Source organism: Flavobacterium sp. KACC 22761 (assembly GCF_034058155.1).
Taxonomy (GTDB): Bacteria; Bacteroidota; Bacteroidia; order Flavobacteriales; family Flavobacteriaceae; genus Flavobacterium.
In genome coordinates this window covers 3549334-3561845 of record NZ_CP139148.1, presented here as the reverse complement: position 1 = coordinate 3561845, position 12512 = coordinate 3549334, and the positions used below count along the sequence as shown (strand labels likewise).

Genomic DNA, 12512 nt, shown 5'->3' with positions numbered 1-12512 from the left:
AAAAGTTCTCCTATTTACTTTTGGCAGAACTAAAAACTATTAAAATGAAAAAATTATCTATCTCATTATTAACAGCTTTACTTATCATGACAAGCTGTAATAACGATGAAAATTCTAACAACGAACCTGAAGTTGTTGTAAATGAAAATCCCGGAACTTTTAAAGAGATTGGTTCTATCACAATTGGCGGTGAAGCTGCTGCCGAAATTTCAGCTTATTGCGAAAAAACAAAAAGACTTTTTACAGTAAACAACAGCGGAACAAATCAAATTGATATTATTGATATTTCTGATCCTACAAAACCTTTAAAAATTGGAAAGATTGATTTGGCAGCTTATGAAGGCGCTTCAAACAGCGTTTCTGTTTTTGACGGAAAATTGGCAGTTGCATTAGAATCGACTACTAATAAGCAAGGAAACGGAAAAGTTGTTATTTTCAATACTTCAGATTACAGCTTGATCAAACAAGTAACTGTGGGAGCTTTACCAGATATGATTACTTTTTCTCCTGACGGAAAATATATTATGACAGCTAATGAAGGCGAACCAAGCACAGATTATTTGCAAGATCCAAATGGAACAATTTCTATTATCGAAACAAGCACTTATACTGTTACTACTTTAGATTTCAGCTCATTTGCAAGTCAGGCAGAAACGCTGAAAAAGGACGGATTCAGAATTTCGAAATTTGCAAAAAGCTTCGCACAAGACATTGAACCAGAATACATCACAATTTCTGATGATTCTAAAACGGCTTGGGTAACTTTACAAGAAAACAACGGAGTTGCAAAAGTTGATTTGAATTCAAAAACCATTACGGCTATTTATCCATTAGGCTTAAAAGACTACAATACTGCTGAAAATGCAATTGATGTAAGCGACAGTGACAGCAAAATTGCTTTTAATCCTTGGAAAGTAAAAGGACTTTATATGCCAGACGGGATTAGTCATTTCACTGCAAACAATATTCCATATTTTGTAACTGCTAACGAAGGCGATGCAAGAGAATACACTGCTTATACAGATGTGAAACGCATGAAAAGCATGACTTTAGACGCCACACTTTTCTCAGATGCGACTACTTTAAAATTAGATGCTAATTTAGGAAGATTAAACCTTGTTGCTGATATGGGAGATACTGACGGAGATGGAGATTTGGACGAAATGGTAAGTTTTGGAGGAAGATCTTTCTCTATTTGGAACGGAAATACTGGAAAAATCGTTTTTGACAGCAAAAATGATGTTGACAAAAAAACGAATGAATTAGGCACCTACGACGACAAACGCAGTGATGACAAAGGTTCTGAACCGGAAGCTGTTGTAGCTACTAAAATGGGAAGCCAAAATATCATATTTGTTGGTCTAGAAAGATCTGATGCTTTTATGGTTTATGATGCTACAAACCCAACGTCACCACAATATTTGCAAACTGTAAAAACTGGTGACGCACCAGAAGGAATACTTTTTATTCCAGCTTCAAAAAGTCCTACTAAAAGAAGCTTATTAGTAGTAAGCAACGAGGGCGACGGAAGTGTCAAAATATATCAACCTGATTTGAAATAAATCTTATTTTTCAAAAAAGAGAGGAAGGACAAAATGTAAATTTTGTCCTTTTTATATGTTTCTAATTTTGATTTTATTAACGATTTTATATAATAAAAAGCCAAAACGTGGGAATTATGTAACAGCAAATAGAACACATTCTAAAACCCACCGCATAATTTTGTCATGAGTTTAAAATAAAAACCAACCTAAATTTGAATATCATGAAAAAGAAATTATGCTCTCTGTCCTTTTTAATATTAGCGTTTTCAGCAAGCGCACAAGATATGGCAACCACTACTACTGCTCCCACTACTAGTCAGGAATACAACAAATGGTCTTTGGAATTAAATGGCGGAGTAAACAAACCTATGCGAGCAATGACTCCCGGTTATTCTACTGCAACTTTAAATCCGTTTCACGCCGATTTAGGAGTTAGATATATGTTTAGCCCAAAGTTTGGGGTGAAATTAGATGTTGGATACGACCAATTTACAGAACGAGATGATACACCAGATTTTGAAAGCCGATATGTAAGAGCCAGTATTCAAGGAGTTATAAACGTTGGTCGTGCCTTAAATTTTGAAACTTGGACAAATACAATTAGCGTTTTGGCGCATGGAGGTTTTGGAGTTTCACAAATAAGCACTGAAACTGGTCCAGGAGGTCAAGACTATATGGGACACGGAATTTTAGGTTTAACCGGACAGGTAAAACTTAGCAACAGAGTTGCTTTGACTGGAGACCTTACCGGAATTGTAAACGGAAGACAAAACTGGAACTTTGACGGAATGGGAAATACAAGAACAGGTTCTCTTGACGGAGTTTTATTAAATGCTTCTGTTGGTTTGACGTTTTACTTAGGTAAAAATGAAAAACATGCCGACTGGGTTGGTGAAGAAGACAGAATCAGCGAATTGGAAAAAAGAGTGGATTTAGTTGAAACTGGGCTTTTAGACACTGATAAAGATGGTGTTGCCGATTTGTACGATTTAGAGCCAAACACCATTACAGGAGTTGCTGTTAACACAAAAGGCCAATCTATTGATACCAATCAAAATGGTGTGCCAGATGAGTTAGAAAGCTACTTAGATAAAACTTACGAAAAGAAAGGCGCTGGAAGTGGAAGCCTTACAAACAGTACTGTTGAAGAATTAATCAATGGAGGTTATGTAAATGTTTATTTCGACTTTAATTCGGCTAAACCTACAAACGCTTCATTGTCAGGAGTTGATTTCTTAGTGAAATACTTAAAAAACAATCCAGGAAAATCTGCTGATATTATTGGTTATGCCGATGAAATTGGAAGCTCTAGCTATAACACCGAATTGTCAAGAAGAAGAGCTGAAGCAGTGAAAAAAGTTGCTGTAAACGCTGGAATCGATTCTTCAAGATTGAATGTAATTGCTAACGGAGAAGATACTTCGGTGAATAAAAATTCTAAAGAGGCACGTCAAATCGTGAGAAGAGTTACTTTCCAAGTGAAATAATAATCCTATATAAAAACAGAAAAGGCGGTTTCAAAATTTTGAAACCGCCTTTTTTATATCAAAACAAATCTAATTATTTATCAATTGCTCTTTTTGTAATATCTCCAAAAGCATCAATTCTTCTATCTCTGAAGAATGGCCAATTTTGGCGAACATTTTCTTGAAGATCTAAATCAACTTCAGCAATTAAGATTTCCTCCTTATCATGTGAAGCTTGAGCTAAAATTTCTCCTTGTGGTCCAGCAATGAATGATGCTCCCCAGAATTGAATTCCTTCAGTTCCTTCAATATACTTTTCCAAACCAATTCGGTTCGCAGCTGCTACGAAAACACCGTTTGCTACCGCATGTCCTTTCATTACATTCATCCAAGCTCCATATTGATTTTCACCGTATTGCTCTTTTTCTTTAGGATGCCATCCAATTGCTGTTGGATAGAATAAAACCTCAGCTCCTTTTAAAGCTGTAATTCTAGCCGCTTCTGGATACCATTGATCCCAGCAGATTAATGTTCCAACAGTCCCTTTTTTAGTTTCAATAGCCTGAAAACCTAGATCACCTGGAGTGAAATAGAATTTTTCATAGAAATGCGGATCGTCTGGAATGTGCATTTTACGGTACAAACCAGCTTCTGTTCCATCTGTATCGATAATATAAGCACTGTTGTGGTAGATTCCAGCCATTCTTTTTTCGAAGAAAGGAACAATAATTACTACTCCTAATTCTTTAGCCAATTCGCTGAAAGCAATAAATGAAGTACTGTATAATGGTTCTGCTAATGCAAAATTATCTACATCTTCGCTTTGGCAGAAATAATGACTACTATATAATTCAGGAAGCAAGATAACTTCAGCACCTTGGCTTGCAGCGTCTCTTACCCAGCTGATACATTTTTTAAGATTATTTTCAGCAACATCATTCAGGTTTAACTGAATTACTGATATTTTATATTTTCTTTTCGGCATGACATAAAATTTAGAGTGCAAAAATAACACTTTTTAAAGGAATGGCAAAGTCAGTTCAATTTACTTAACAATATGGCATAACAAAAGAGCTTAAAAGCCCTTTTTATATTTGTTGTGCAAAACTTCGTTTGGTTGAAAATATTTTGGAGATATAAATTACTTCACCTTCCACCAAATATAATATTTTAAAATCCTTAACTATAATTCTTCTATATTCAGGTTCAATTTCATCTTTTTGATATTGCTCACTAACGTATATTTTTAGTAGAATTCAAAATCTCGTTTTTAATATTATTTGCGCCTTGTACAGATTTCTCTTTATAATAATTAAAAATTGTCCTTAATTGATTTTTAGCTGTATTAGTCCAAACTACCTTCAATCGCTTTTCCATTACCAATTCTCAGATTCTTTTTCTAAATCTTCTTGTGAAATATATTCTCCTCTTTCAATTTCTAATTTCACGTTAGCCAGTTCAGTTTTATACTCACTTCTGGTAACTGGTTTTCCATCTATTGAAAATGCAACTATTTCTTCCTCTTGATAACTCTCAATTACTGCTTTTACAACTTTTAAAAGACGCTCATCAGCTGTGTTTATATATTCTAACACACTTTCTCTCAACTCTAAGGCTCCCATAATTATATTTTTTTTTTTTGATCTTTCAAAGATAGAAATTTTCGTTCATATTTTTAATTATAACAGAAAACCATTTTACATCAGCCTAAAATCAAACCTCTGCAAAATGGCTTATCAACCTAAAAAAATATCAACTAAGAAAGCGGTTTATTCAATCACAACTTTCTGAGTCAAGAATTCAGTTTCTGATTTTTTGAATTTGATTTCGATTGTACCTTTTGCAGTTGCTTTGAATTTGTAAACTGTCTTTTTAGGATCTGGCACTTGTTGTGTACAAACTCCATCTACTGGATATTTTGCTACAACTTGTAATCCTTTTGCTTCGCCGATTGTTGTTTCTGAAATTTTATCAAATTCGCCACAAGCGTTATCTACTAAGTAAGTAACATCATAGCTTAATTCGTCGTTTACTTTTCCAGTTGCAGGACCTTCAATTTTTGTTACAAATGCAGTTTTTGTTTTAACTGATGTTTCAGCTTTGTCGTCGTCATTGCTGCATGAAAATAATGCAATTGATAAAAATAATACTACTAAAACAGATTTTAATCTAAACCTTTTCATATAAAATAATAATTAATTGTTAATTACTATGAAGATGCAAGCTAGTTACAAAGGTTGCTTGGACAAAATGTTAAATAGTTTGCTTAAAAAATCAATCTACTATAAATCAGAAACTTATTTTTTGATATTTTTTTTAAAAGTGCGGATATTTCTTATGAAAATTTAAATTATCTCGTCTAGCCCCGATAGAAACGGTATCTCTCGATTTAGAAAAACAAGGCTTTTTCAGCCGTAGTTTTTGTTAATCGGGAATTTAGTGAATAGCGGGACAAAAGGTTCTTTTGAAAACGATTTTATCTGCTCCTAAAACAAAAAAAAACACCAGCCTCTCGACTGGTGTTCTGAATATCTAAGAACAGAAATTAAACTGCTGCTTCTTTCTTTTTGAATAGTTTTTTGAAGAGATTTACAATTGCCAAAACGATAAATCCAATAATTAAGCCGATTGCAAACTCTTTAATGATTGAAGGGAAATTTGGCAAAAGATGGTGGAAAAATTCGATGTTATGAACGAATAATCCGCCTGCAACCATAATTAAAGCAATTGTTCCAATTACGGTCAAAGCTTTAATTACTTTTGGAAGTGCTTGAACTAAAATGTTTCCAACGCTTTTTAAAAGGCTCTTTTCTTTTTTGCTGTGCTGAATCATTTTAAAACCAACTTCGTCCATACGAACAATTAGCGCTACGATTCCGTAAACACCTATAGTGGCAATGATTGCAATGATGGATACAGTAATAATCTGTTGCAATAATGGTTTCCCGATTACTGTTCCTAAAGCGATAATTACGATTTCTACAGAAAGAATAAAATCAGTTACAATTGCTGATTTTACTTTGTCTTTTTCGATTACCAAAATTTCTTCTTCGGTAAGAACTTCGTCAGTTATTCCTTCTGATTCTTCGTGTGCGTGAGGAAAAAAGAATTCATAGATTTTTTCGGCTCCTTCGTATGCTAAAAACAATCCTCCCAAAACCAAAATTACCATAATGGCAATTGGAAAAAATGCACTTAATAAAAATGCTATTGGAAGAATGATAATTTTATTCAATAACGAACCTTTACTGATCGCCCATAAAACTGGAAGCTCCCTAGATGATGCAAATCCTGAAGCTTTTTCGGCATTTACAGCTAAATCATCGCCCAGAATTCCAGCTGTTTTTTTTGCAGCAACTTTACTCATTACTGCTACATCATCCATAATTGCAGCGATATCATCTAATAAAGCGAAAAAACCTGAACCCATTTTTTAATTAATTTTTTAGTGATGCGAATCTACACTTTTTATCCTAATTTTTGAGGTAAAATTTGGATTAAATTCTAACTGCACTGTCCCAATAATAACCAGATAATTATAAAAACTAAAATGGTCCCGAAACAACCTCCGCCTAACTTTTTTGCGCCATATCCGGCAATTAATCCTCTAAATATATTATTCATAACTTTTAATTTTAATTACTATTTTACTGATTTTTAAAAGATTAAAATTGAATATTTCTTCAAAATTTATTGTTATAAGAATTTTGCAAAAAGTTTCAGAATTAACGGATAAAAAAAGCATCAACCTTTCGGCTGATGCTTTTCTTAAGAGTAACATATAAAAATTATTTAGCTGTTTGGTTTCTAAAAACCAATTGGCCATCGAAAGCATCTAATAAAATGATGCTGTCTGTTGTAATATTTCCTGCCAAAATTTCTTTTGACAACTGATTTAAAACTTCTCTCTGAACTACACGTTTTACAGGTCTTGCCCCAAAATGTGGATCGTAACCTTTGTCTGCTAGATAAGCGATCGCTTCTGGAGTTGCATCCATAGTAATGCCTTGCAAAGCCAACATTTTTGTAACGCTTTTTAATTGCAGACTTACAATTCTTGAGATATTCTCTACCGTAAGCGGTGTAAACATTACGATTTCGTCGATACGATTGATAAACTCAGGACGAACAGTCTGTTTTAATAATCCTAAAACTTCGTTTTTAGCCGCTTCTGTTGCTGCTTCAACGCTTCCTTTGAGGTTTTCAAATTTTTCCTGAATAATATTACTTCCCATATTTGAGGTCATAATAATAATCGTATTTCTGAAATCAGCCAAACGTCCTTTGTTGTCTGTCAAACGTCCTTCGTCGAGAACCTGCAATAAAATATTGAAGGTATCTGGATGCGCTTTTTCGATCTCATCCAACAGCACAACAGAATAAGGTTTTCTACGAACGGCTTCTGTCAACTGACCTCCTTCATCATAACCAACATATCCTGGAGGCGCACCAACTAAGCGGCTCACGCTGTGGCGTTCTTGGTATTCACTCATATCGATACGAGTCATGGCATTTTCATCATCAAAAAGATATTCTGCTAGGGCTTTCGCCAACTCTGTTTTACCCACTCCGGTTGTTCCCAAGAATAAGAATGATCCAACAGGTTTTTTCATATCTTGTAAACCAGCACGGCTTCTACGAACTGCGTCACTTACAGCTTCTATCGCTTCTTCCTGACCCACTACACGTTTGTGCAATTCGTCTTCGAGATGCAATAATTTTTCTCTTTCTGTTTGAAGCATTTTTGTAACTGGAATTCCTGTCCATTTTGCTACAACTTCTGCAATATCTTCTCTGGTTACTTCTTCTTTGATTAAAGAATTTCCAGATTGGAATTCTAACAATTGTTTCTGCAAAGATTCTTGGCGTTCCTGCGCTTCTTTTATTTTTCCGTAACGAATTTCGGCTACTTTTCCGTAATCGCCGTCACGTTCTGCACGTTCTGCTTCGTATTTAAAGTCTTCAATTTCGTGTTTTACAGCCTGAATTCCGTCAACGATATCTTTTTCCTGTTTCCATTTTGCATAGATTTCGTTGCGTTCTTCTTTCAGGTTGGCCAATTCCATTCCTAAAATTTTCAGCTTGCTTTCTTCTTTTTCACGTTTGATGGCTTCGATTTCAATTTCTAACTGCATGATTTTACGATCCAAAACATCTAATTCTTCTGGTTTTGAATTGATTTCCATACGCAGTTTAGAAGCCGCTTCGTCCATCAAGTCAATCGCTTTATCTGGCAAGAAACGATTCGTAATATATCTTTGCGAAAGTTCTACCGCAGCGATAATCGCTTCGTCTTTAATTTGAACTTTATGATGTGTTTCATATTTCTCTTTGATTCCACGCAAAATCGAAATCGCACTTTCTGTATCTGGCTCATCGATTAGAACTTTTTGGAAACGTCTTTCAAGCGCTTTATCTTTTTCAAAATATTTTTGATATTCATCTAAAGTTGTTGCTCCAATTGCTCTCAACTCTCCACGAGCCAAAGCTGGTTTCAGAATATTGGCAGCATCCATTGCGCCTTCTCCTCCACCTGCACCAACAAGCGTGTGAATCTCGTCAATAAACAAAACGATATCTCCGTCTGCAGCTGTAACTTCTTTTACAACCGATTTTAAACGCTCTTCAAATTCTCCTTTGTATTTTGCTCCGGCAATCAAAGCTCCCATATCTAGAGAGAAAACGATTTTATCTTTTAAGTTTTCCGGAACGTCTCCATCCACAATTCTGTGCGCTAAACCTTCTGCAATGGCTGTTTTACCGACTCCAGGTTCTCCAATTAACATTGGATTATTTTTTGTTCTACGAGTCAGAATCTGCAATACACGACGAATTTCTTCGTCGCGACCAATAACTGGATCAAGTTTTCCTGTTCTTGCTAATTCGTTTAAGTTTTTAGCGAATTTATTAAGCGAATTATAAGTTTCTTCAGCAGAAGCTGATGTTACTCTTTCGCCTTTACGTAATTCTTCAATCGCAGCTTTCAGCCCTTTTCCAGTAACTCCCTGATCTTTTAAAATCTGAGAAACTTTACTTTTTGAGTCAAAAATGGCTAAAATTAAATGCTCGATCGAAACATATTCGTCGTTCATTTTTTGTGCAATAATCTCCGCTTCATTTAAAGCTTTGTTTGCATCTCTGGAAAGCATTACATCTCCTCCTGAAACTTTTGGAAAACTCTGAATTGTACTGTCCAAAATTTGAAGAAACAACGGAACGTTTACATTGAGTTTTTTCAAAATAAACGGCGCAACGTTTTCATCCACTTCAAAAATGGCTTTGAAAATGTGTTCATTTTCAATTTGTTGCTGACCATTTCGCTGTGCTAATTGCTGCGACAACTGAATGGCTTCTTGTGATTTAATTGTAAATTTATTAATGTTCATGTTTTTATTTAATTTGATTTGATTGATTTTACTGTTTGAAATTTATAAGATTAAAGTTACGATTTATCGAGTTAGATTTTTAATTCAAATGGTTTAACTTTGTATTCGAATAGACAAATTATATTCCATAACAAAAAAACAGACAAAACGGCATTAAAAAACTGATTTTTATCATTTTTAAATGTCAAAAAGTCACAAAACGCGCCAAATATGAGTTTTTTTAATTCAATCTTCGGAAGTTCAGAGAATTCAGAAGCCCCAAAAAGTAAAGTAAACTGGACAGAATTAACCGATATTCTTCAGTTAATGGAAATTGAAGCCATTTCACAGGAAAAACCAGTTGTCATTTTTAAACATAGTACAAGATGCAGCATTAGCCGAATGGCTTTAAAACAATTTGAAAGAGAATATGATCTTGAGAATGTTGCGGATGCCTATTTCCTTGATTTAATAGCACACAGAGATGTTTCAAACGAAATTGCAAACAGATTTGGAGTTTATCACGAATCTCCACAATTGATTTTAATCAAAAATGGAAAAGCTATTTACGATGTTTCGCATAGTGATATTGATGCAGAAGCATTAAAAAGCAAAGTATAGTTTTTTTTTCTGCCACAGATTAAAGGATTAAAATGATTTCTTCAGCCACAAATTACACAAATTTACACAAATCAATTCGTAAAATTTGTGAAATTCGTTTCAACTTAACCAAGATTAGAAAATCATTTTAATCCTTTAATCTGTGGCAAAATAATTTAAAAACTTTCTCCAGACCCGCCTCCGCTGAAACCTCCTCCTCCAAATTCCATTGGAGAATCTTGTGGTTTTACTTCTGGTTTCATTCCGAAAGTTGAAGCTACAACTAAAGCCTCAGCATTTAAAATTGAATCGGAATGATTGATTCTGTCTGCTTTAAATGTCAGACCACTTTCTTTTTCTTTCAATTTTTTAATTGAAAAATATGCTATTGCAAATAAAACAAGTCCGCCCAAAGTTAGTGCTACTTCTACTGGCAAAACTGCGTAATAAAATCGAATGGTATAGATTGAAAATCCAATGGCTAAAAAACTAATCCAAAGCATAATTCTATCTTTCGTTCTTAGAGCTTGAACTAAATAAATAATTGGAACAACAAAAGTAAATCCGTAAAAGAAAAAAGCAAACGGAATATCGGTTCCTGGCTTCACTTCAGTTCCTAGAAGTTCAGCCGAAAGCTCTCTTACAACCAGATAGTTACACGAAAGATAAAACAATACTAGACAAAAACTGTTCGCTAATAAAAGTCCATTATAATAGTATTTTTTGGTTATTCTACCTATTAATTTCTTCGTTAGGAAATAGAAAACAACAGCAAAAATCATCACGGTGAATGGCAAAATAGCTTTTCCAAATTCACCAAATTCAAACATTTGAAAAAATAAAAATCCCGTAATTGATAGACAAAAAATCAACATCGAAAGCAAATGCAGGTATCTCAGAAACATATAAAGAGAAGCTACTGCCATAAAAAAAGCTATCACAGACTCATATCCGTCTGTAGTAATCCCTATAGCAAATCCGACATTTAAAACAGCGCCTACGATAAAAGCATCGTCTAATCCGTGATTGTGATAATTTTGATTTGCCAATAATTCTGCTCCAACAAAACCAACCACAGCAAAAATATAGCAACAAATTTTGAAAAAAGAGTCTGCTCCACCAAGAGCAAACAATGAAATTGCTCCACAAACAGAAGCATATAAAAATGAGCCTAGCAAAAAGAATCCTACGCGAACCAAAATATTATTCTGACTTTTAAAAACAGGTAATTCTTTATTGATGAATTTCTTTTGTTCTTTGCTTAAAAAACCTCCTTTATATAAATTATCAACTTCAGCAACTAAAATTTCATTGTCCAATATTTTTGTATCGTATACTATCATTCTGCAATTTGTTTATGAAAGTTTTTAATTAATTTAATGAACATTACAATAGAGCCAATAAAATAAGCTGGCAAAAGAAAAACAAATAATTCCCAAATGTCTGAGAAATCGAGATTTTCAAAAAGTCTAAATAACATTATATTTGCTCCAATATAACCATAAACAATCATAAAAACATACAGAGACATTGCCTTAAATTGATAACTAACTTTATAAAAATAAAAAGTTGATCCTCCTAAAACTACAGCAAAAATCAGCCAAATCAAGCGATCATAATTCATTAAATTACTGATCGAAGCAATGCTAATAATATGTAAAGCAAAAGTTAGAAAGATTAAACTAAAATGAGTTTTCAATGCAATTCTATTACTATAAATCGTCCATAAAATCAATAAAACGCCAAGCATAACTGCTGAATAACTCAAACTCTCACTGGCATAAAAATCATTATTATTTAATAAATCCTGAGGCGTAACAGAAAGTCCGACATAAGCAGCCAACCCGGTAACGGCAATAGTTAGCACACTTCTATTATCAAAATAATAAGCACAGAAGAAACTTACTATTGTTGGGACTAATGTTGCTAATCCGTAATGTTCTCCAAAGGGTTTATATTGAAATTGAAGATATCCTATAAAAATGCATGTCAAAATATTACCTGCTAAAACAAGATATTCTAAAACCGGATTTTCAAAAACGGTTTCTGTTTTTTGAAAACCCTTGGAATTTTTAAAACAGTAATAAAAACAAACCGCAATTACAAGTAACAAAATTGAAAGAATGGCTATATGGCCAATACTGTCGATGTTTTTGTAAATCAAAATTCCAATTCCCGAAGTAAAAAGAAGAACAGACAAATACAGTAGCAACTTTAATTCAGCATTTAAGGAAAAAATATTCTGGCTTCTATAAGCGGTAATTTCCTGAAATTGGTTTTCAGTAATTAAGTTCTTATCCAAGAGCGCTTTAGTTGCCTGTTCGTCAAACTGGTTCATATTATATATTTAAAAGCAATGCAAATCAAAAATAGACTTTTTTATATTAAAAAAACAGTGATTTTGTAAACAAATTCGGGCTTAATATTTCCAGGAAAGGATTTTTCTATCAAAAAAATGCAAATTATTCTTAAATCAAATTGACTTTAAAATTAATTAACTACATTCGTGTAATCGATTACATTATATTGATATCAAA

General features: G+C 33.6%; 10 protein-coding genes. 3 read left to right on the top strand and 7 right to left on the bottom strand.

Annotated features, from left to right (window positions below):
- Positions 1-44 precede the first annotated feature (44 nt).
- On the top strand, positions 45-1562 hold the full coding sequence (locus SCB73_RS15470; protein WP_320567102.1) for a choice-of-anchor I family protein: 1518 nt from the start codon (positions 45-47) through the stop codon (positions 1560-1562).
- 203 nt (positions 1563-1765) lie between these two features.
- Complete coding sequence (locus SCB73_RS15465; protein WP_320567101.1) at positions 1766-3031, top strand: OmpA family protein; 1266 nt, start codon at positions 1766-1768, stop codon at positions 3029-3031.
- 73 nt (positions 3032-3104) lie between these two features.
- On the opposite strand, the gene SCB73_RS15460 is transcribed toward SCB73_RS15465, so the two are convergent.
- The 5 genes from SCB73_RS15460 to clpB form a co-directional block, all read right to left on the bottom strand.
- The gene (locus tag SCB73_RS15460; protein ID WP_026729496.1) at positions 3105-3995 is read right to left on the bottom strand and encodes a carbon-nitrogen hydrolase; all 891 of its coding nucleotides are present in this window, start codon (positions 3993-3995) and stop codon (positions 3105-3107) included.
- Positions 3996-4386: 391 nt separating this feature from the next.
- Positions 4387-4632 (bottom strand): hypothetical protein, encoded by a 246-nt coding sequence (locus tag SCB73_RS15455; RefSeq protein ID WP_320567100.1) that lies wholly within the window; start codon positions 4630-4632, stop codon positions 4387-4389.
- A 147-nt stretch (positions 4633-4779) separates the two neighbouring features.
- The gene (locus tag SCB73_RS15450; RefSeq protein WP_320567099.1) at positions 4780-5193 is read right to left on the bottom strand and encodes a hypothetical protein; all 414 of its coding nucleotides are present in this window, start codon (positions 5191-5193) and stop codon (positions 4780-4782) included.
- A gap of 362 nt (positions 5194-5555) precedes the next feature.
- Positions 5556-6440, bottom strand: coding sequence for a DUF808 domain-containing protein (locus SCB73_RS15445; protein WP_320567098.1), 885 nt, complete (start codon positions 6438-6440; stop codon positions 5556-5558).
- Between the two features lie 358 nt (positions 6441-6798).
- A complete protein-coding gene (clpB, locus tag SCB73_RS15440; RefSeq protein WP_320567097.1) occupies positions 6799-9396 on the bottom strand; it encodes an ATP-dependent chaperone ClpB in 2598 nt (865 codons plus the stop codon).
- A 210-nt stretch (positions 9397-9606) separates the two neighbouring features.
- On the opposite strand from clpB, the gene ytxJ reads away from it, so the two are divergent.
- On the top strand, positions 9607-9996 hold the full coding sequence (gene ytxJ / locus SCB73_RS15435; protein ID WP_320567096.1) for a bacillithiol system redox-active protein YtxJ: 390 nt from the start codon (positions 9607-9609) through the stop codon (positions 9994-9996).
- Between the two features lie 155 nt (positions 9997-10151).
- Here the strand turns inward: ytxJ and SCB73_RS15430 are convergent, their stop codons facing one another.
- Positions 10152-11318 carry a hypothetical protein gene (locus SCB73_RS15430; RefSeq protein ID WP_320567095.1) on the bottom strand — a complete coding sequence of 389 codons (1167 nt, stop codon included), beginning with the start codon at positions 11316-11318 and terminating at the stop codon, positions 10152-10154.
- Positions 11315-12313, bottom strand: a complete 999-nt coding sequence (locus tag SCB73_RS15425; protein ID WP_320567094.1) for a DUF2157 domain-containing protein — start codon at positions 12311-12313, stop codon at positions 11315-11317. Before SCB73_RS15425 ends, SCB73_RS15430 begins: the two co-directional genes overlap by 4 nt.
- Between the last annotated feature and the right edge of the window lie 199 nt (positions 12314-12512).

What these genes read in the sequence shown, in the direction of transcription:
- SCB73_RS15430 (WP_320567095.1), bottom strand. Translation starts at nt 11,318, where the DNA reads ATGATAGTATACGATACAAAAATATTGGACAATGAAATTTTAGTTGCT.
- SCB73_RS15470 (WP_320567102.1), top strand. Translation starts at nt 45, where the DNA reads ATGAAAAAATTATCTATCTCATTATTAACAGCTTTACTTATCATGACA.
- SCB73_RS15465 (WP_320567101.1), top strand. Translation starts at nt 1,766, where the DNA reads ATGAAAAAGAAATTATGCTCTCTGTCCTTTTTAATATTAGCGTTTTCA.
- SCB73_RS15425 (WP_320567094.1), bottom strand. Translation starts at nt 12,313, where the DNA reads ATGAACCAGTTTGACGAACAGGCAACTAAAGCGCTCTTGGATAAGAAC.
- SCB73_RS15445 (WP_320567098.1), bottom strand. Translation starts at nt 6,440, where the DNA reads ATGGGTTCAGGTTTTTTCGCTTTATTAGATGATATCGCTGCAATTATG.
- SCB73_RS15455 (WP_320567100.1), bottom strand. Translation starts at nt 4,632, where the DNA reads ATGGGAGCCTTAGAGTTGAGAGAAAGTGTGTTAGAATATATAAACACA.
- SCB73_RS15450 (WP_320567099.1), bottom strand. Translation starts at nt 5,193, where the DNA reads ATGAAAAGGTTTAGATTAAAATCTGTTTTAGTAGTATTATTTTTATCA.
- ytxJ (WP_320567096.1), top strand. Translation starts at nt 9,607, where the DNA reads ATGAGTTTTTTTAATTCAATCTTCGGAAGTTCAGAGAATTCAGAAGCC.
- SCB73_RS15460 (WP_026729496.1), bottom strand. Translation starts at nt 3,995, where the DNA reads ATGCCGAAAAGAAAATATAAAATATCAGTAATTCAGTTAAACCTGAAT.
- clpB (WP_320567097.1), bottom strand. Translation starts at nt 9,396, where the DNA reads ATGAACATTAATAAATTTACAATTAAATCACAAGAAGCCATTCAGTTG.